This window comes from Sphingobium sp. JS3065 (genome assembly GCF_026427355.1).
In the GTDB taxonomy this organism is placed as follows: domain Bacteria; phylum Pseudomonadota; class Alphaproteobacteria; order Sphingomonadales; family Sphingomonadaceae; genus Sphingobium.
Genome location: NZ_CP102665.1, coordinates 764,216 through 783,846 on the forward strand (window position 1 = coordinate 764,216; position 19,631 = coordinate 783,846).

Here is a 19,631-nt window from a genome sequence, read left to right on the forward strand (position 1 = left end):
CCATATGGGAGGTACAGCCTTTTCCCTCTTCTGCCATCAGACGGTCACGAAACAAGGCGGTGAACGATGATCGATTCGAAAAGGCTGACGCATCTGGAGCGTCTGGAGGCGGAGAGCATCCATATCCTGCGGGAGGTGGTGGCGGAGGCCGAGAAGCCGGTGATGCTGTACAGCGTGGGCAAGGATTCTGCCGTGATGCTGCATCTGGCGCGCAAGGCCTTCTATCCCTCGCCCCCGCCCTTTCCACTGCTGCATGTCGACACCACCTGGAAATTCAGGGCGATGTACGACCTGCGCGACCGCATGGCGCGGGAAAGCGGCATGGAATTGCTGGTCTATCACAATCCCGAAGCGCAGGAACGCGGCATCAACCCGTTCGACCACGGCCCGCTGCACACCGACATGTGGAAGACGGAGGGGCTGAAACAGGCGCTGGGCCTCTACGGCTTCGACGCGGCCTTCGGCGGCGCCCGCCGCGACGAGGAGAAGAGCCGGGCGAAGGAGCGCATCTTCTCCTTCCGCACCGCCTCCCACGGCTGGGACCCCAAGAACCAGCGGCCGGAACTGTGGAACCTCTACAACGCCCGCAAGAACAAGGGGGAGAGCATCCGCATCTTCCCGATCAGCAACTGGACCGAACTCGACATCTGGCAATATATCCACCTGAACGACGTGCCCATCGTGCCGCTCTATTTCGCGGAGGAGCGCCCGACCGTGGAGCGCGACGGCATGCTGCTGATGGTCGACGATGAACGCTTCCCCCTGAAACCGGGCGAGGAGCCGGTGATGCGCTCCATCCGCTTCCGCACACTGGGCTGCTATCCGCTGACCGGCGCGGTGGAGAGCGCGGCGAAAACGCTGCCGGAGGTGATCCAGGAAACGCTGCTCACCACCACGTCCGAACGCCAGGGCCGCGCCATCGACAAGGATGCGAGCGGCGCGGGCATGGAGAAGAAGAAGCAGGAAGGCTACTTCTGACGAGCCGTCGCCCCCAGCCGTCATCCCAGCGACGGCTGGGATCTCAGGCCTCGTGGCAGACCCTCTCCCAGACCGCCCCTTCGACCCAGACCAACCAGATCCCGGCCTTCGCCGGGATGACGGGACAGATGATATGACCGACACGCTCGACGACCCCATCTACAAGACCGACGCCCTCATCGCGGAGGATATCGACCAGTATCTGGAGGTGCACCAGCACAAGACGATGCTGCGCTTCATCACCTGCGGGTCGGTGGACGACGGCAAGTCGACGCTGATCGGCCGCCTGCTCTACGACAGCAAGATGATCTTCGAGGATCAGCTTGAGGCGCTCCAGGCGGATTCGAAGAAGGTCGGCACCCAGGGGCAGCAGATCGACTTCGCCCTGCTGGTCGACGGCCTCGCCGCGGAGCGCGAACAGGGCATCACCATTGACGTCGCCTATCGCTTCTTCGCGACGGAAAAGCGCAAGTTCATCGTCGCCGACACGCCCGGCCACGAACAATATACCCGCAACATGGTGACGGGCGCGTCCACCGCCGACCTGGCCGTCATCCTGATCGACGCGCGCAAGGGCGTGCTGACGCAGACCCGCCGCCACAGCTATCTGGCGCACCTCATCGGCATCCGCAACATCGTGCTGGCGGTGAACAAGATGGACCTGGTCGACTATGATCAGGCGGTCTATGACGGCATCGTCAAGGATTATGCCGAATTCGCGAACAGCATCGGCATCAGGGCCTTCACGGCCATGCCCATTTCCGGATTCAAGGGCGACAATATCACCGGCCCGTCGGAAAACACCCCCTGGTACAAGGGTCCGGCGCTGATCGAACATCTGGAGACGGTGGAGGTCGACCAGGTTTCCGACCAGGAAAAGCCGTTCCGCATGGCGGTGCAGTGGGTCAACCGCCCCAATCTCGACTTTCGCGGCTTTTCCGGCCAGATCGCGACCGGCACGGTCAAGGTGGGCGATGCGATCCGCGTCCTGCCTTCGGGCAAGACCAGCAGCATCAGCCGCATCGTCACGCTGGATGCGGACCTCGACATCGCGGTCGCCGGCCAGTCGGTGACGCTCTGTTTCGCGGACGAGGTCGACTGCTCGCGCGGCGACGTGATCGCGGCGTCGGACAATCCCCCCCAGACCGCCGACCAGTTCGAAGCGACCATCATCTGGATGGCGGATGAGGAAATGCTGCCCGGCCGCCCCTATTGGCTAAAGATCGGCACCCAGACCGTCACCACCACGATCCAGCAGCCCAAATATCAGGTCAACGTCAACACGATGGAGCATCTGGCGGCCAGGACGCTGGAACTCAACGCCATCGGCGTCGCCAACCTGTCGACCGACAAGCAGGTGGTGTTCGAACCCTATGAGGCGAACCGGACATTGGGCGGCTTCATCCTGATCGACAAGATCACCAACGCCACCGTGGCGGCGGGGATGCTGCATTTCAGCCTGCGCCGCGCCCAGAATGTCCATTGGCAGGCGACCGACGTCAGCCGCGACTTCCACGCGGGCCTCAAGAACCAGAAGCCCGCCGTGCTGTGGTTCACCGGCCTTTCCGGCGCGGGCAAGTCGACCATCGCCAATCTGGTCGAAAAGAAGCTGGCCCGCATGAACCGCCACACCTTCCTGCTGGACGGCGACAATGTGCGCCATGGCCTGAACAAGGATCTGGGCTTCACCGACGCCGACCGGGTGGAGAATATCCGCCGCGTGGGCGAAGTGGCGAAGCTGATGACCGATGCGGGCCTGATCGTGATCACCGCCTTCATCTCGCCTTTCCGGGCGGAACGCGAAATGGTGCGGCAGATGATGCAGCCCGGCGAGTTCATAGAGGTGCATATCGACACCCCACTCGCCGATGCGGAGGCCCGCGACGTCAAGGGCCTCTACAAGAAGGCGCGCTCCGGCGAACTCAAGAACTTCACCGGCATCGACAGCCCCTATGAAGCGCCGGAGGATCCGGAAATCCACATCGACACCACCGGCATGACCGCCGAGCAGGCGGCAGAGGCGATCGTCGCCAGGATCATTCCATGACCGACGCCGAACTGGCGGCCCATCTGGCCGAAGTCGCGGGACGCATACTGATCGACGTGCGGACCAGCGGGTTGTTCAGCCCGAAGGCGCTGGGCAAGGCGGGCGACCAGACCGCCAACCAGTTCCTCTGCCACGCCCTGCGCGAGGTGCGGCCCGAAGACGGCCTGCTGTCGGAGGAGGAGAAGGACAATGCCGACCGCCTGGCCAAAAGCCGGGTGTGGATAGTCGACCCGGTCGACGGCACCCGCGAATATGGCGAGGCGCGCGCCGACTGGGCGGTGCATGTCGGGCTGGCCATTGACGGGCGTCCGGCCGTGGGCGCGGTCGCGCTGCCCGGCCTGGACGGCGGCACGCTGCTGCGTTCCGACCGGCCCGTCGCCTTGCCGCCCGCGCCGGAAAAGCCGCGCATGGTCGTGTCGCGCACGCGCCCGGCCAAGGAAGCGGTCGCCGTGGCGGAAAGACTGGGCGCCGAACTGGTGCCCATGGGATCGGCGGGGGCCAAGGCGATGGCGTTGATCCTGGGCCAGGCCGACATCTACCTCCACAGCGGGGGCCAATATGAATGGGACAGCATGGCGCCGGTCGCCGTCGCGCAGGCCCACGGCCTCCACTGCTCGCGCATCGACGGCTCACCGCTCGTCTACAACCGGAGCGACGTCTACCTTCCCGACCTGCTGATCTGCCGGCAGGAACAGGCAGACCAATTGCTGACCCTGATCGCGGACGTAGCCCGAACAGGCGGTTGAAGCTCAGGCGGCGGGGACGAATTCGGGGCTTGCCACACTGACCGATTGGGTGGGAAGCGGACTTTCCGCTTTCATTCTTCCGTTCGCCCTGAGTAGGGACTGAGCGAAGTCGAAGGCCCGTATCGAAGGGTCTGCGCGACATCCTTCGATACGCCATTTCGACAAGCCTGTCCTGAGCCTGTCGAAGGGCTCAATGGCTACTCAGGACGAACGGAGAGTGGCAGCAATTGGCCATTCCCCCACATTCCCAACCATCCAAACCGCCTCACCGCGTCCGCGAAGCCCAATAAAGATGGCAGGGCGGCACGTTGCGCCATTCGAACCCCGTCCCGACCTTCGCGAAGCGCCGTTCCAGCAGCGGCTGGACCGCCTTGCGCATCTGATAGGCCATGAACAGCCCGTCAGGGGCCAGGGCGCGGGCGCTCGCCTCCATCAACCGTTCCGCCCGCTCCGGCGCCAATGTCGAAAAGGGCAGGCCGGACAGGATGCAGTCCGCCTTGTCCCACCCCTGCCCGGCCATGATGTCCAGCACCGCGTCCGCCGAGCCGGTCACGGCGATCAGCCGCCTGTCCCGGTTCGCCCCGCGCAGATGATCGATGAAGGCCGCGCTGGTGTCGATGGCCAGCAGCCGCGCATGACCCGGCAGCCGGTCCAGCAAGGCGCGGGTGAAGATGCCCGTGCCCGGCCCATATTCGATGACGCGCCGCATCCGGCTCCAGTCCACGGGCGCGAGCATGGCTTCGACCAGGAAATGCGACGCCGGAAAGGCGGACCCGACGGCCAGCGGATGCCTGAAAAACTCCCGCGCCGCCAGCGCCAGCAATCCCGACCCGCGCTCCCGCGCCAGCACGCCTCGCGCCGCCCTGTTTTCGAACGTCTTGTCTTCGAAAGATGCCGCCACGATTGCTCCCTCTCCGAACATTCCGGCGGCCGATCCGCGCCGGGCTTGCAAAGCAAACCCTCAGGATCAGGCCGAGGTTCCTGGAAAAAGCCTCAGCCGGCCCCACGCCCGCCTATAACCGCTCCCGCACCCCCCGCGTCACCTCTTCCAGAAAATCCGCCGCCGCCCGAACCCTCGGCAGCCTCTGCAGATCCGCATGCATGACCAGCCAATAGCTGCGCCACACCTCCATCGACTCGGGGAATAGCTGGACCAGCCGCTCATCCTCCGCCGCCGCGAAGACGTGCAGCACCCCCAGCCCCATGCCCGCCGCCACCGCCGCATGCTGCGCCGCGCTGGAACTGGCGCGGAAGACGATGGCCGCGCCCGGCAGCAACTGGTCCAGCGCGATCATCTCGGCAAATCCGGCCAGTTCCTCGATATAGGAAACGAAGACATGACGGCTGAGGTCGGCGCGGGTCGCCGGTTCGCCCTGCCGCTCCAGATAGGCTTTCGACGCATAGAGACCCAGGCGATAATCGGTCAGCTTGCGCGTCACGAACCGGCCCTTGGGCGGCGGTTTCAGCATCACGGCGATCTCCGCCTCCCGCCGGGACAGGCTGGCCGCCTTGCTTTCGGACGCGATTTCCAGCGTCAGCCGCGGATGCCGTTCGCGCAAATCCGCGGCGCGGGGCGCGATCAGATGGCTGGCGAAGGCCTCCGGCGTGGCGATGCGCACCGTCCCCTCCACCTCCCGGTCGCGCCCGGCGACGCTGCTCAGCGCGGCCAGCAATTCGCTCTCGATCCGCTCGGCATGGGGGACCAGCGCGAAGGCGGCGGGCGTGGGCGTCACCCCGCGCGGGCTGCGGTCGAACAGCCGCGCGCCCAGCGTCGCTTCCATATTGGTCAGGCGGCGGGCGACCGTGCTATGATCCACGCCGACCCGGCGGGCGGCGGCCAGCATGTTCCCCTCCCGCATCACGGCCAGGAACAGGCGCAGTTCGTCAGAATTCAGCATGGGCAAACCTGCACAACCAATGTGTCCCGATACCTGTATATCTGCAAAGCCCAGGCGTCTATATCAAAGCGATTCCACCGTCAGGAGAGGAACCGGAAAAATGCGTTCAATTACCCACTTCATTCATGGACAATCCGCCCCGCTGGCCGGCGCCCGCCTTTCCGACGTGCTGAATCCCGCCACCGGCGCGGTCCAGGCGCAGGTCGAACTGGCCACCGCCGCCCATCTCCAGAAGGCGATCGATTCCGCGCTTTCCGCCCAGCCCGATTGGGCCGCGACCAACCCCCAGCGCCGCGCCCGCGTGATGTTCCGCTTCAAGGAACTGATCGAACAGAATATGGACGAACTCGCCGTCCTGCTCTCCTCCGAACATGGCAAGGTGGTGGCCGACGCCCGGGGCGACATCCAGCGCGGTCTGGAAGTCGTCGAATTCGCCTGCGGTATCCCCCATCTGCTGAAGGGCGAATATACCCAGGGCGCCGGTCCGGGCATCGACGTCTATTCGATGCGCCAGCCGCTGGGCATCGCGGCGGGCATCACCCCGTTCAACTTCCCGGCGATGATCCCGCTCTGGATGAGCGCCATGGCGATCGCCTGCGGCAACGCCTTCATCCTGAAGCCCTCTGAACGCGACCCCTCCGTGCCAGTGCGTCTGGCCGAACTCGCCATCGAAGCGGGCATGCCGGCGGGCATCCTGAACGTCGTCCATGGCGACAAGGAAATGGTCGACGCCATTCTCGACCATCCGGACATCAAGGCGGTCAGCTTCGTCGGATCGTCCGACATCGCCAATTATGTCTATGCCCGCGGTGCCCAGAACGGCAAGCGCGTGCAGGCGATGGGCGGCGCGAAGAATCACGGCATCATCCTGCCCGACGCCGACATGGACCAGGCAGTGGCCGACATCGTCGGCGCGGCCTATGGCTCGGCGGGCGAACGCTGCATGGCGCTGCCCGTGGTGGTGCCGGTGGGCGAGGCGACGGCGGAGGCCTTCCGCGCCAAGCTGATAAACGCCATCGAGACGCTGCGCCCCGGCATCCCGACCGATCCCGACGCGCAATATGGTCCGCTGGTCACCGGCGTGCACAAGGCGCGGGTGGAAAGCTATATCCAGATGGCCGCCGACGAAGGCGCGGAAATCGTGGTCGACGGGCGCGGCTTCTCGCTCCAGGGCTATGAGGAGGGCTTCTACCTCGCCCCGACGCTGATCGACCGGGTCACGCCGGACATGAAGAGCTATCAGGACGAGATTTTCGGGCCGGTGCTCCAGATCCTGCGCGCCCAGACCTTCGAGGAGGCGCTGAGCTATCCGTCGAAGCATCAGTACGGGAACGGCGTCGCCATCTTCACCCGCAACGGCGACTATGCCCGCAAGTTCGCCGCCGATGTCGAAGTCGGGATGGTCGGCATCAACGTGCCGATCCCGGTGCCGGTCGCCTATCACAGCTTCGGCGGCTGGAAGCGTTCGGGCTTCGGCGATCTCGATCAATATGGCATTGACGGCATGCGCTTCTACACCCGCACCAAGAAGATCACGCAGCGCTGGCCCGACGGCGGCGCGGTGATCGACCAGAGCTTCGTCATCCCGACGATGAAATAAGCCTCAGGAAACCGCCGGTCGCCCCCTGAGGCGACCGGCGGGCCTGCGAGTGGGACGCCTGAACCAGAAAGTCCACACCGCCAGTGTGCCAAGCAGCGTCATCGCCAGGCCCGACAGGGTCATGACCAGCTTGAACGCCAGCCCCCCGACCTTCGCGGCGTGCAGCGGGTAGAGCAGATTATATCCCTTCACCGCCGTCGGCAGCGCGGCCGCATCGCGCGCGCCGACCAGCGCCCCGCTGTCCGCCGCGAACCAGAGGGTGGTGCGGCCATTGGGCAGCCATTCCTGCGGCCGCCGCATGCGGATGGTGATCAGCCCGCTCTTCTTGCGCGGCAGGGTCAGGCTGCGCAGTTCCGCATCGGGAAAGCGCGCCTTCGCCGTCATGACCATCCCCGCCCAATCCAGTTGCGCGGCGACCTTGGCTTCACGCGGCGGCGGCGGGGCCAGCGCCTTGTCGATCTGGGCAGGCGCCCCCGGTCCGAACAGCAGTGCCGCCATCGGGCGGAACACCAGCACGGCCCCCGTCACCAGTGACAGCAGCAACAGCGGCGCGACGATCACGCCCAGATCGCGATGATGCCGCACGATCGCCGGTCGGCTCATCCGCGCGGGCCATAGCCGCCATTCGAAGGTCCGGCGGGTGCGCCACCACAGGATCAGGCCGGTCACGACGAAGAACAGTCCGCAAAGCGCGGCGACCCCTATCACCCATTCGCCCGCGTCGGCGGCGAAGAGATGATGATGCAGGTCGAACAGCCACAATTCGGGCCGTTCCCATTGGCTGTTCCATTGGGCCACCAAGGCGCCGCGCTGATCGGCATAGGCCCCGCCACCGTCCCGGAACAGCAGCTTCAACAGCCCGAAATCATCCGATGCATAGCTGATCGACTGAGGCCGCGCCGCCGGATCGGCCATGATGCGCTGCGTCACATCGGCCAGTTGGCGGACATCCTCCACCCTGGGATCGCCGGCATGGGGCGCCAGCGTCCAGGCATTCTTATGCACGAGCAGCGCACCGCTGAGACCCAGCAAGGCCAGCAGCAGCCCGATCAGTCCGCCGGTCCAGCGATGCAGGGTGTCGATCAGCCTCACTAGAAGCGATAATCCCAGGACAGGGTGAAATTGCGTCCGCGCCCTGAGAAATAATGAACCTTGTCTGTAGGCCTGACGGTCTGCGTGTAATAATCGATGTAGAATTTGTCGAAAATATTCTGAGCCGCCAGCGTCAGCGCTCCGAAGCGGGTCTGATAGCGCAGCGACAGGTCGGTCACATTATAGCCGCCGAAGCTGAAGTCGCGGTTGAAAATGGCATTGGCCTGGCTGATGCGCGGACGGACCTCGAACTGGCGCGAGAGGAAGAATTGCGTCTGGATACGCGCCGACAGCGGGCCTGCAACATAGCTGGCCGCGACATTCAGGCGGTCGGGCGAAATGTTAGCGCCGTCCAGGTCGCGATCGACCTTATCGATGCCGTCGCTATTGTTGCCGTCCGTCCGGCCGAGCAGGTGCGCATAGCCGGTGGACAGGGTCAACCCCGGCAGCGGCGTCTTGACCGACAGGTTCAGTTCCAGGCCCTGTATCTCCACGCGCTGGCGTTGAATCTCGAACGGCGCGCCGAGCGACGGCTGCACCAGCAGCGACCCGTTCTTGCTGGTCGACCAGAAATAGGCCGCGCTGGCGTCTACGGGGCCACGCTTCACTTCAACGCCGATCTCGCGATTGTTCGACACGATAGGACTGATGTTCACATAATTGTCGATATCGACCCCAGCCCGGTCAACGGCGCGCGCGATGCGTCCGACATCTGGGACGGTGTAGCCCTCGGCATAGCTGACATAGGCGCGGATGCCGTCCCACGGCTCCAATATGGCGCCGCCGTTGAACAACGTGTCATGAAAGGTCGGCGTGCCCCCCGCCACGTCGAAGCCGCCGCGATAGGAGGCCAGCGTATGGTAGTCGTCGATATGGATGCGCACATCCTCATATCGGATTCCGCCCGCCAGGCGCAACTTCTTGTCGAACAGCGCCAGGTTGAGTTGGGCGAACGGCGCCAGGCTCCGATAATCGGTCGGCGGTACCCAGGTCCGGCCGGTGGCGATCAGGCGCTGTTCCGTCAGATCGTAAAGCGCATCGAAACCCAGAACGGCTGTCAGCGCCTCGAAACCCGGCACCGCGCGTTCGTAGCTGATCTTGCCGCCATATTTGCGGCTGCGGTTCTGCGACTGGTCGAACAGCGTGTTGGCTGGCGCGATGGCTGTATCCTGGAACGTGGCGATGGGCGCAACCTCTCCGCCATAAGTGTCCCGCGAGCGGTTGAAGAAGAGCTGAGCGATGAGATTGCCGCCCCACAAATTGCTGTCCGTCAGCGTCAGCGCCGCGCTTTCGGTGCGGTTGGTGGCGGGAACGCCCGGCGGCGTGCCGCGCACGGCTGTCGTCGGCAGGCCGATAGCGGGATTGCCGTCCAGCGTGACATAATCGCCCTCCCCCTTCAACTGGAAGCGGCTGAGGGTCAGGTCCAGCCGCGCGCTGTCGCTGAGCGCATAGCCGAAGCGGCCGAACAGCGACCAGCTTCGGCTGTCCTGCGTTTCGCCCTGGGTCAGGTCCGTGCCGACGCGATTCCCGTGGCCATCGTAAAAGGCGCCGCGCTTCTCATAGGCCGCGCCCACCGTCGCGTCCCACCGCCCGGAACGCCAGCCGATCAGCCCCGCCACCTTGCCGCCGATGCCGTCGCCGCGAAAGCCGGTGTCGGCATTGCCCTGCACCAGCACCCGGCCCGTCACGCCATCGGCCTTGGGCGGCGCGACCGTCACCTGGTTGACGATGCCGCCCGTGCCGCCAATCCCCTGCAAGGCGTTGGAGCCGTAGATCAATTCCACCCGGTCGATGAAGAAGGGATCGATGCTGAAGCCGTCGCGCGCACCGTCGCGCAAGGGCGCGGTCTGCGGGATGCCGTTGATCGCATAGAGCGGCGAACGGCCGCGCAGAGTCTCGCCCGCGCCCGACAGCTTCTGCCGCGTGGGGGAGAAGGACGGGGTCAGCGCCGACACCGCATCCACGATGGAGCCGCCAATCGCCACCTGCTGGGTCAGCGTTTCCTGATCGATGACGTCGATGGTCAGCGGCAGGGCGTTGGCGGGCAGGATCGTGCGCGCCGCGGTCACGACAATCGGGCCGGCATCCTCGGCGGCGGGCGCCGATTCGGCCAGGGCAGGCTGGCCCAGAAGCACGAGCGCGGTGGTGGCGAGCAGGACAGACGAGCGGATATGCATGCATTCCCCCAAATTGGCTGTCCTCCCGCTAGCCAAATGAATGGGATGCTGCAAGTCATTAGCATTATAATCCGAAGCCCCCGCAGAGTGCGGCTGCGCCCGGTTTATCGCTCGATCAAATTCTTCAATGCCTTGAGGTCGCGGTTGATCCACCGGATATCGGCGGCGAAACGTTCATCGTCCATGCCCGGCTGGCGGAAAAGCGTCAGCATGACCTCCGCCCCGTCGCCGTTCGCGACGATGCGGAGCGGCACATGAACCTCCCCGCTTTCTCCCAGATCGACATGATGATCCATCACGCCATAGGGATTGTGCGGCGTGAAACGGATGCGGATCGGGCCTTCAGGGCCATCGGCCAGCCAATGCTCCCCTTCCCTGCGCAAATCCGACTCCGCAAGACCCGAGGCCCATTTGGGGAAGAATTCCGGCTGCCAGATGGCTTCGTAGAGAGACTGCCAGTCACGGCGGATGGTGATGCTGAAGGTACGGGCGGGCAGCATTTCATTCTCCAATAGGATCGTCATGGGTCGCCCATAGCATGGGATGGGCGATCTCTCCCTTGCGTTCCGAACGATATGGGGCGAACATCGCCGCTTCCAAGCGACCGGCTTCGCCCAGAAAGACGGATGGATTGGAGGAGAGCCAGGATGAGCGGCTGTTGTACACGGGCCATCGCGCTCGTCGGCCCCGCCGGAGGGGGCAAGACCAGCCTTGCGGAAGCAATGCTGTTCATCAGCGGCGCCGTTCCGCGCCAGGGATCGGTGCAGGCGGGCAGCAGCGTGGGCGACGCCAGTCCGGAGGCGCGGGAGCGCGGCAGTTCGACCGAACTCAACCTGATGCATTTCGAATGGATGGGCGACAGTTTCGCATTGATCGACGTGCCGGGCGCGCCGGGCTTCGCGACGGACGGGGCGATCGCGCTCGACATGGCCGACCTTGCCGTCGTGGTGATCGATCCCGATCCGGAACGGGCCGCGCTGGCCCAGCCGGTGCTGCGCAGGCTGGAGCGGGCGGGCATTCCGCACGCGCTGTTCGTCAACAAGATCGATCAGGCGCGGGGCAGCATAGAGGATCTGCTCACCGCGCTCGCGCCGATGAGCGCCGCCGCGCTGGTGGCGCGCCAGATTCCGATTCGCGCCGGGGAGCGAGTCGCGGGCTTCGTCGACCTCGCGTTGGAGCGGGCCTATCATTATGAGGCGGGGAAAAAATCGCAGCAGGTCGCGATCGCCCCGCATGTGAAGGACGATGAAAGCGCGGCGCGCTTCCATATGCTGGAGCAACTGGCCGACCATGACGACCTGTTGCTGGAACAATTGCTGTCCGACGAACAGCCGAGTCTGGATACCGTCTTCGCCGATCTGGCGCGGGAGACCGCGAGCGGGCTGATCGTGCCGGTGCTGTTCGGTTCCGCGTCGAACGGCTTCGGCATCCGGCGGCTGTTGAAGATGCTGCGCCACGACACGCCGATGGCGGCCCAGACGGCGGAACGGCTCGCGATCCGGGGGGAGGCGGCGCAGATCTTCAAGATTTCCCATGCCGCGACGGTCGGTCGGCTGGCGCTGGCCCGCATCTTCGGCGGTCCGCTGGCCGACGGGGCGGAGATGGTCGATGGCGACGGGCGGCCGTTGCGACCGGGCGGGCTGTTCGCTGTCCAGGGCGCGGCCACGACCAAAATCCCCTTGGCGGAGTCGGGCGCGATCGTCGGCCTCGCGAAGATCGAGGGTGTCCAGGCAGGCGATGTGATCGGCATGGCGGGCACGGTCCCGACGACCGGCCTGGAGGTGGAGAAAATGGCGGCCAATTGCGCGCTGGCGATTGCCGCCAGGGACCATAAGGACGAGGTGCGGCTTTCCACCGCGCTCAACCGGCTGGCCGAAGAGGATGCCGGGCTGCACTGGGATCAGGATGAAGGGTCTCGCGAAACCCTGCTCCACGGCATGAGCGAGGATCATCTGGCGGTCGCGCTGGACCGGCTGAAACGCCGCTATGGCGTCGCCGTGTCGGTCCACGCGCCGACGATCGCCTATCGGGAATCGATCCGCAAGGCAGTGACGCAACGCGGGCGGCACAGGAAACAGTCCGGCGGCCATGGCCAATTCGGGGATGTGGTGCTGGAAGTCCGCCCTCTGGAACGGGGCGGGGGCGTGAGGTTCGAGGAACGGATCACCGGCGGCGCGGTGCCCAGGCAATATATTCCGGCGGTCGAAAAGGGCGTGATGGACGCCGTGGCGAAGGGTCCGTTCGGCTTTGCGGTCGTGGATGTCGCCGCCGCGCTGGTGGACGGGTCTTTCCACAGCGTCGACAGTTCGGAACTGGCCTTCCGCACCGCCGGGCGCATGGCCATGTCCGACGCTTTGGCGGCGGCGTCGCCCTATCTGCTGGAACCCATCGCCCATGTGACGATCATGAGTCCCAGCGCCGCGACGTCCCGCATCACATCCGCCGTGGCGAGCCGGCGGGGCCAGATGCTGCGGATGACGACTCTGGACGGCTGGTTCCACTGGGATGTGGTGGAGGTTTTGCTGCCCGAAGCAGGGTTGCAGGGGCTGGAAGCGGAAATCCGGTCGATGAGCCAGGGCATGGCCCATTACACGGCGCGCTTCGATCATCTGGCGGAGGTCAGCGCGAAGCTGGCGGACGGCATCATCCAGCGGGCGCGGGAATTGGCTTAGTGTTTGGATAGGCTGCGTGGACGGCCGGAATTTCGAAAAATGGCGGTTTTGCGTCGAAGTTCACAGTGTATGCGCGCGCGTGCCTGGGCGCGCGTAGGCGTGAAGGGGGGTGCGGGACGTTTCAAAGACGGGGGCGAGATAGCGCGGTGGGGGTGGAATAGGACAGGCTGAAATGCCGCCTGTCGGAGAAATAGGATGTTTTGCGGGGAAGGCTGTTGCTGCTGGGCTACCTATTGGGGTTGGGAGGGGCCGATGGCGGGGCATAGTCAGCCATCACCATATTCCTCACCCTGAACTTGTTTAGCATGACGAGTAGGCAAGGGCGGGAAACCACCCGAATCCATCAAGCCGGGCTAAGCCCCTTCACCACGAAGGGCAGGCATTCCCCATCCGGATCGGTCAGCGTCAGATAGGCCCCCGGCTGGATGGCATGCGCGTCCAGCCGGTAGATTTTCTCGTCGTCCGCATCCCCCGGTTCATAGGACAGCGCCCAACCGTGCCTTGTGTGCAGCAACGTGCCGTGCCGGTCCGGCTCATTGGGCCAGAAACGGCGGGCGGTCGCCAGTTCGGGGTGAACCCGATATTCCTTCTCATCGATCAGGCCGCCGCTGCTGAGCGGCAGGCGCAGCACATAGCTTCGCGCCGCCGATCCGTTGGGAAAGGCAGGCGTCCGGGCAAGTTCGAGGCGTATGGTCGTCCAACTCATATGCAATGCAATCGGATTCCACGGCGAAAAGGGATATAAGGATTATTCCTGATGGCGACCGCGCCGGGACGGTCCTAGCCAGATGGGGAAAGCCGCTTGCCGGGAGACAGACGATGAAATCGATCCTGTTGCACATTCATGAAGATCATGGCGCGGAAAGCCGCTTGCAGGCGGCCTGCGATCTGGCCCGCGCATCGGGTGCGCATATCCATTGCGCGCAGGTGACGGCCATGCCCGATTTCGTCGCGGCGGACATGTATGGTGGCGCTTCCATGGCCCCGGCGATGATGGCCGAGCTTTACGACATCGACGAAAAGGCCCGGGTGCGGGTGGAGGACCGGCTGCGCCGGGAGGATGTGAGCTGGGACTGGCGCCATGTGGAGGGCGATGTCGTCCATGCTCTGCTGTCCGCCGCGACGCTGACCGACGGCATGATCGTCACCCTGCCGTCCGGCCCGCGCAAGGATTTTGCCGATCCGCTGCACCTGGCCGCCGATCTGGCGCTGGCCGGGCGGGTTCCCGTGATCGCCGTGCCGCAGGAGGCCAAGTCCTTCCCGGTGACGGGCCGCGCATTGGTGGCGTGGGATGGTTCGCAGGAAGCCTCCGCCGCGCTGCGCCTGTCCGTGCCGCTGCTGAAACTGGCGGAGGAGGTGCATGTCGTCACGGTCGAGGAAGCGGGCAAATATCCCTTCCCGGCGACCGACGCGCCGGAATATCTGGCCCGCCACGGCATCAAATGCCAGTTCCACACCTGGCCGCAGGACGGCCGCACTGTCGAAGCGGCGCTGAAGGCCGCCGTCAGCGTGCTGAAGCCGGACTGGATGGTGATGGGCGCCTTCGGCCATAGCCGCCTGAGGGAGATGGTGTTCGGCGGCGTAACCCGCACCCTGCTGCGCGAAGTGCAAGTGCCGCTCTTGCTGGCGCACTGAAGCCACGGCATGGTGGGGGCATGGCGGTAGCGGACGACGAAACGGATGGCTTGACGCAGCGCGAGCATAGTCTGGAACAGGCTCTGCTCGGCTCCATTCTGGCGACCGTGCCGGACGCGCTGATCGTCATCGACATGCGCGGGCAGATCGTGTCGTTCAGCGCCGCGGCGCAGCGCATGTTCCAATATGCCGAAAGCGACGTGCTGGGCGAAAATATCTCGATGCTGATGCCCTCCCCCGACCGGGAAAGGCATGACGGCTATATCCACCACTATCTGTCGACCGGGGAAAAGCGGATCATCGGCATCGGCCGCCTGACCAGCGCGCGGCGGCGGGACGGGTCGACATTCCCCATCGAACTGTCGGTGGGCGAGGTGCAGGATGAGGGGCGGCGGCTGTTCACCGGCTTCATCCGCGACCTGACCGAACGCCAGCAGGCCGAGCGGCGCGTGGCCGATTTGCAGGCGGAACTGGCCCATGTCGGGCGCGTGACGGCGATGGGGACGCTGGCGTCGGCGCTGGCGCATGAACTGAACCAGCCGCTGACCGCCATCGCCAATTATCTGGAGGCGGGGCGCGACATGCTCAATGCCGAAGGGCCGGTGGACCGCGAATTGCTGCGCGAGGCGATGGCGGAAAGCGCGAACCAGGCATTGCGCGCGGGCGAGATCATCCGGTCCCTGCGCGAATTCATCAAGCGGGGCGAGACGCTGCGCCAGCCCGAACCGCTGCGCGGCTTGCTGGCGGAGGGGGCGGCGCTGGCCTTTATCGGCGTGGACAGCCGGGGGCTGGACATGGACATCAGCGTCGACCCCCGCGTCGACAAGGTGCTGGTCAACCGGGTGCAGTTGCAGCAGGTCATCATCAACCTGACCAAGAACGCGGTGGAGGCGATGGCCGACAGCCCGGCGCGCATCCTGCGCCTGTCCGCCGTTCCGGGGGAAAATGGCCGGGTGGAGGTGATCATCGCGGACAGCGGGCCGGGCCTGGCGCCGGACATGTCGCGCACGCTCTTCACCCCCTTCACCACCACCAAGGCGTCCGGCATGGGCGTCGGCCTGTCGATCAGCCAGACCATCATCGAAGGGCATGGCGGGCGCATCTGGGCTGCGCCGTCGCAATGGGGCGGCACGGCCTTTCACTTCACCCTTGATGCAGTGGACTAACGCATGAGCGAAGCTTTCCCCATCTATGTCGTGGACGATGATGAGGCGATCCGGCGGTCGCTGTCCTTCATGCTGAGGACCAGCGGGTTCGCCGTGAAGCTGTTCGAGGGCGGCCTGCCCTTCCTGAAGGAGGCCGCCGACCTGGAGCCGGGCTGCGTTCTGCTGGACGTGCGGATGCCCGATATGGACGGGCTGGCGGTGCAGCGCGAGTTGCGGGCGCGGGGCGTCATGCTGCCGGTGGTGATCATGACCGGCCATGGCGACATCGACATGGCGGTGACTGCGATGAAGGCCGGGGCGAGCGACTTCATCGAGAAGCCGTTCGAAAAGGCGGCGCTGCTGGGCTGCGTCGAGGCGGCGCGGCGGGTGGCGGTGGCGGATCGCGGCGCGAATGCGCGGGCGGACGATGCGCGGGCGCGACTCAACATCCTGACCGACCGGGAACGGGAGGTTCTGGACGGACTGGTGGAGGGCCTGCCCAACAAGACCATCGCCTATGACCTGGGCATCAGCCCGCGCACGGTGGAGATACACCGCGCCAACCTGATGCAGAAGCTGGAGGTGAAGAGCCTGGCCGAGGCGCTGAGGATCGCATTCCATGCCGGAGTGGAGAAGGACGAGGGAGGAGGGTTATGCCATGCTGAATCGTAGGACATTTTCGTCACGGATTTACCGTAAAACCTGATCAATATCGTAATTCATCTTGCGAATCCGTCTCCATAATGTGGGACAGTAATCAGGGGGACAGGAGCCGATGATGATGAAACGGAGCAGCCATGGCAGCGCCCTGGCCGAACAGCTTAAGTCGTTCATGGCCGAACATATCTACCCCAATGAGCGTCGCTATTATCAGGAGGCCGAACGGCTTGGCCCCTGGTCCGTCTATCCGGTGGTGGAGGAATTGAAGCCCATCAGCCCACCAAAATCGTCCAGCCCCAGAGGATGCAGCCCAGACCGGCGGCGATGGAAACCGCCCTGCCCCATGGCATCAGCTTTTCCAGCGCGACCAGCAGGGTCAGCAGCGCGATCCAGGCAAGGTTCATGATCCCGCCCGCGAACAGCAGCGCCATCAGCATCCAGCAGCAGCCCACGCACCAGGCGCCGTGGATCATCCCCATGCGCAGCGCGCCGGTCCAGCCCGGCCGGTAATGGCGGCTGAGGAACTGCGCGGGGTTGCGGCACTGGTGCAGGCAGGCGTCCTTCCAGGAACTGATCTGATAGACGCCCGCCGCGATCAACAGCCCCGCCGCCAGCCAGCGGCTGGAGGCGGCCATCGCCATGGGGGAGAGCATGGCGATGGCATCGAGCCGCCATTGCGCGGTCGCGGCGATCAGCGAGAACAGGCCCCAGACCAGCAGATAGCCGAGCAGGAAGCCCTCCGTCGGCGGGCGGACGGCTCCGTCCCGATGGCTGACGGCGCGGGCATGGAGCAGGATCACCGGCGCGGCGGAGGGCAGCATCATCGCGACCATCATCACCCACCACATGGCGAGGGTGAGGGCGAACTGCGCCGCCGTCCAGGGCGCGACGGCGGGCATCGGCATCGCCATCATGGGGGACATGGCCGCTGGCGCTTCCAGGCCGGAGGGCGCGAGCGAGGCCATGGGCGCCATGCCCATGCCCGCGCCCGTCAGCAGCCAGCCCCAGGCCAGCAGGATCAGCACGGTCAACGCGATCGCGCACCACAGGCGATGCCGGGCCAGTATCGCTTCGATGGCGGTCTTCATCCGGCCCTGACGACGCCGTGGCTGTCGAGGTGGAGATAGGCGAACTGGCCATAGCTGGACGCATGGTCGAGCCGCATCGGCGCGATGGCGCGGCTGGCGCCGGAACCGATTTCCGCCACTTCATATTCGAAGCCGTCGGGCAGGCGGATCTGGGCGCGGATTTCGGAGCCGTCCACCGGGCTGCGAATCGGTTCGCCGTCCATTTCCAGATGGCCGGGGATGCGCAGGCGGCCCCTGCGGCCCTCCACGTCGACCTCGAAATCGACGGGCACGAAATGCGGTTCGTGCATGGTGACGATGGTGGAGGCGAAGACCGCGAAGACGGTCGCGAGGGGCGCGGTGTCGCCGCCGGTCATGATCGTCAGCAGGGATTGGCGCTGCGCCTCTGTCGCGCGTTCGTCGACGAAGGCGACGCATTCCCCCTGCCCTTCATGAATCGGGCCGGGCCAGCGGAAGACGGCGGCGATGTTGAGGCCCGCAAGGTCGGTGTCGCCATGGCGGCCTTCATCGATGGCGAAGCCGAAGGCGGCCTGGCAATGGCCCTTGTCGGGCAGGCCGCCAAACTGGCAGTTGCAGCCATATTCGCAATTGCAATTGGCGAATTCCCGGCCCTTGAGCATCCAGTAAGCCATGATGCGACTCCCGCGCGGTCGCGGGAATATAGCAGAGATCGGGGACGATAGCCATTTCGAGCGGGTCGAGAGAGACCGGCGATCAGGAGTGGAAATGGACGGCCAGCGCGTAGCGGTCGCCGGGTAGAGCAGGCGGGCGTCGGTGATCGTCGCGGATGGAACCGGGGCGGCGGCGAAACGCTTGGAACGGGTGTGGTGGAACGCTCCGGCGACCGGTTTGATGCGGCATATGACATAGCGCTGGATTGCGCGGGATAAGGGTTGGACCTGCCGGGGATGTTGGGGATGAATTTGTTTCAGTATTCCGGTTAATGTGATGATCCTGTTTCATATGAAGAGGGGATGAGCAGGAAATTGAAACCCGTTTTCCCTTTTGGCGTGCGATAAGGCTTTCCTATGGCACATGCGGAACTGGCACTCCCTGAAGGCGCGGCTGCGGACTGGACGGTTCCGCAGCACTGGGCGGCTTATACATCCGGCGAACATGCGATGTGGGACCGGCTGTTCGAGCGGCAGGCGGCGATGCTGCCGGGGCGGGTGGTGCCGGAATTTCTGGAAGGGCTGGATATACTGCGGATGACGCGGCCGGGGATTCCCGACTTTGCCGAATTGTCGGAGCGGCTGATGCGGCGGACCGGCTGGCAAGTGGTGGCGGTGCCGGGGCTGGTGCCGGACCGGGTGTTTTTCGAGCATCTCGCCAATCGGCGGTTCGTCGCTGGGCGGTTCATCCGCAAGCCGGAGCAGATCGATTATCTGCAGGAGCCGGACGTGTTTCACGACGTGTTCGGCCATGTGCCGCTGCTGACCCATCCGGCCTTCGCCGATTATATGCAGGCCTATGGCGAGGGCGGGTTGCGCGCCGATCATATGGGGGCGATCGACCATCTGGCGCGGCTTTACTGGTATACGGTGGAGTTCGGGCTGATGCGGCGGGGCGGCGACCTGCGGCTTTATGGGGCGGGGATCGTGTCGTCCTTCGGCGAGTCGGTGTTCGCGCTGGACGATGCTTCGCCCAACCGGATCGGGTTCGACCTGAAGCGGTTGATGCGGACCGAATATCGCATCGACGACTATCAGCAGAGCTATTTCGTGATCGACAGTTTCGAGGATCTGCTGGCCAGGACATCGGACGTGGATTTCGGCCCCATCTATCGCGAGCTGGAGAGCGAGAGCGATCTGCCGCCCGATGCGGTGTTGCCGGAGGACCGCGTCCTTCATCGCGGGACGCAGGATTATGCGCGGGCGAAAACGGCATGCTGAT

General features: G+C 65.3%; 17 protein-coding genes. 9 read left to right on the plus strand and 8 right to left on the minus strand.

The window, feature by feature from the left end; genetic code table 11:
- Window positions 1-66 precede the first annotated feature (66 nt).
- The 3 genes from cysD to NUH86_RS20900 all read left to right on the plus strand — a co-directional run bounded on the left by cysD (window position 67) and on the right by NUH86_RS20900 (window position 3,771).
- Window positions 67-978: a sulfate adenylyltransferase subunit CysD gene (cysD, locus tag NUH86_RS20890; RefSeq protein WP_267252403.1), complete on the plus strand. Its 912-nt coding sequence runs from the start codon at window positions 67-69 to the stop codon at window positions 976-978.
- Between the two features lie 133 nt (window positions 979-1,111).
- A complete protein-coding gene (gene cysN / locus NUH86_RS20895) occupies window positions 1,112-3,025 on the plus strand; it encodes a sulfate adenylyltransferase subunit CysN (RefSeq protein WP_267252404.1) in 1,914 nt (637 codons plus the stop codon).
- Window positions 3,022-3,771 carry a 3'(2'),5'-bisphosphate nucleotidase CysQ gene (locus NUH86_RS20900; RefSeq protein ID WP_267252405.1) on the plus strand — a complete coding sequence of 250 codons (750 nt, stop codon included), beginning with the start codon at window positions 3,022-3,024 and terminating at the stop codon, window positions 3,769-3,771. Before cysN ends, NUH86_RS20900 begins: the two co-directional genes overlap by 4 nt.
- A gap of 265 nt (window positions 3,772-4,036) precedes the next feature.
- On the opposite strand, the gene NUH86_RS20905 is transcribed toward NUH86_RS20900, so the two are convergent.
- Both NUH86_RS20905 and NUH86_RS20910 read right to left on the minus strand, forming a co-directional pair.
- Window positions 4,037-4,693, minus strand: a complete 657-nt coding sequence (locus tag NUH86_RS20905; RefSeq protein ID WP_416365378.1) for a class I SAM-dependent methyltransferase — start codon at window positions 4,691-4,693, stop codon at window positions 4,037-4,039.
- 91 nt (window positions 4,694-4,784) lie between these two features.
- Window positions 4,785-5,669: a LysR family transcriptional regulator gene (locus NUH86_RS20910; RefSeq protein ID WP_267252407.1), complete on the minus strand. Its 885-nt coding sequence runs from the start codon at window positions 5,667-5,669 to the stop codon at window positions 4,785-4,787.
- Window positions 5,670-5,769: 100 nt separating this feature from the next.
- Here NUH86_RS20910 and NUH86_RS20915 point away from each other — a divergent pair, with 100 nt between their 5' ends.
- The gene (locus tag NUH86_RS20915) at window positions 5,770-7,269 is read left to right on the plus strand and encodes a CoA-acylating methylmalonate-semialdehyde dehydrogenase (RefSeq protein WP_267252408.1); all 1,500 of its coding nucleotides are present in this window, start codon (window positions 5,770-5,772) and stop codon (window positions 7,267-7,269) included.
- Between the two features lie 3 nt (window positions 7,270-7,272).
- Here the strand turns inward: NUH86_RS20915 and NUH86_RS20920 are convergent, their stop codons facing one another.
- The 3 genes from NUH86_RS20920 to NUH86_RS20930 all read right to left on the minus strand — a co-directional run bounded on the left by NUH86_RS20920 (window position 7,273) and on the right by NUH86_RS20930 (window position 11,062).
- A complete protein-coding gene (locus NUH86_RS20920) occupies window positions 7,273-8,361 on the minus strand; it encodes a PepSY-associated TM helix domain-containing protein (RefSeq protein WP_267252409.1) in 1,089 nt (362 codons plus the stop codon).
- Entirely contained in the window at window positions 8,361-10,538 is a 2,178-nt protein-coding gene (locus NUH86_RS20925; RefSeq protein ID WP_267252410.1) for a TonB-dependent receptor, read from the minus strand. The genes NUH86_RS20920 and NUH86_RS20925 overlap by 1 nt, the downstream gene beginning before the upstream one ends.
- A 104-nt stretch (window positions 10,539-10,642) precedes the next feature.
- On the minus strand, window positions 10,643-11,062 hold the full coding sequence (locus tag NUH86_RS20930; protein ID WP_267252411.1) for a polyketide cyclase: 420 nt from the start codon (window positions 11,060-11,062) through the stop codon (window positions 10,643-10,645).
- Between the two features lie 123 nt (window positions 11,063-11,185).
- On the opposite strand from NUH86_RS20930, the gene NUH86_RS20935 reads away from it, so the two are divergent.
- Window positions 11,186-13,210 carry an elongation factor G gene (locus tag NUH86_RS20935; RefSeq protein ID WP_267252412.1) on the plus strand — a complete coding sequence of 675 codons (2,025 nt, stop codon included), beginning with the start codon at window positions 11,186-11,188 and terminating at the stop codon, window positions 13,208-13,210.
- Window positions 13,211-13,553: 343 nt separating this feature from the next.
- Here the strand turns inward: NUH86_RS20935 and NUH86_RS20940 are convergent, their stop codons facing one another.
- Window positions 13,554-13,916, minus strand: a complete 363-nt coding sequence (locus NUH86_RS20940; RefSeq protein WP_267252413.1) for a hypothetical protein — start codon at window positions 13,914-13,916, stop codon at window positions 13,554-13,556.
- 113 nt (window positions 13,917-14,029) lie between these two features.
- Between NUH86_RS20940 and NUH86_RS20945 the strand changes: the two genes are divergently transcribed.
- The 3 genes from NUH86_RS20945 to fixJ are packed head-to-tail and all read left to right on the plus strand — an operon-like array spanning window position 14,030 to window position 16,662.
- Window positions 14,030-14,845 (plus strand): universal stress protein, encoded by an 816-nt coding sequence (locus NUH86_RS20945; RefSeq protein WP_267252414.1) that lies wholly within the window; start codon window positions 14,030-14,032, stop codon window positions 14,843-14,845.
- Window positions 14,846-14,865: 20 nt separating this feature from the next.
- Window positions 14,866-16,011 (plus strand): sensor histidine kinase, encoded by a 1,146-nt coding sequence (locus tag NUH86_RS20950; RefSeq protein ID WP_267252415.1) that lies wholly within the window; start codon window positions 14,866-14,868, stop codon window positions 16,009-16,011.
- Between the two features lie 3 nt (window positions 16,012-16,014).
- Window positions 16,015-16,662, plus strand: a complete 648-nt coding sequence (gene fixJ, locus NUH86_RS20955; protein ID WP_267252416.1) for a response regulator FixJ — start codon at window positions 16,015-16,017, stop codon at window positions 16,660-16,662.
- Window positions 16,663-16,922: 260 nt separating this feature from the next.
- Here the strand turns inward: fixJ and NUH86_RS20960 are convergent, their stop codons facing one another.
- Together NUH86_RS20960 and NUH86_RS20965 are read right to left on the minus strand one after the other, a co-directional pair.
- Window positions 16,923-17,738, minus strand: a complete 816-nt coding sequence (locus tag NUH86_RS20960) for a DUF2182 domain-containing protein (protein WP_267252417.1) — start codon at window positions 17,736-17,738, stop codon at window positions 16,923-16,925.
- Complete coding sequence (locus NUH86_RS20965; protein WP_267252418.1) at window positions 17,735-18,370, minus strand: DUF1326 domain-containing protein; 636 nt, start codon at window positions 18,368-18,370, stop codon at window positions 17,735-17,737. The genes NUH86_RS20960 and NUH86_RS20965 overlap by 4 nt, the downstream gene beginning before the upstream one ends.
- Before the next feature lie 396 nt (window positions 18,371-18,766).
- On the opposite strand from NUH86_RS20965, the gene phhA reads away from it, so the two are divergent.
- A complete protein-coding gene (phhA, locus tag NUH86_RS20970) occupies window positions 18,767-19,630 on the plus strand; it encodes a phenylalanine 4-monooxygenase (protein WP_267252419.1) in 864 nt (287 codons plus the stop codon).
- Window position 19,631 lies beyond the last annotated feature (1 nt).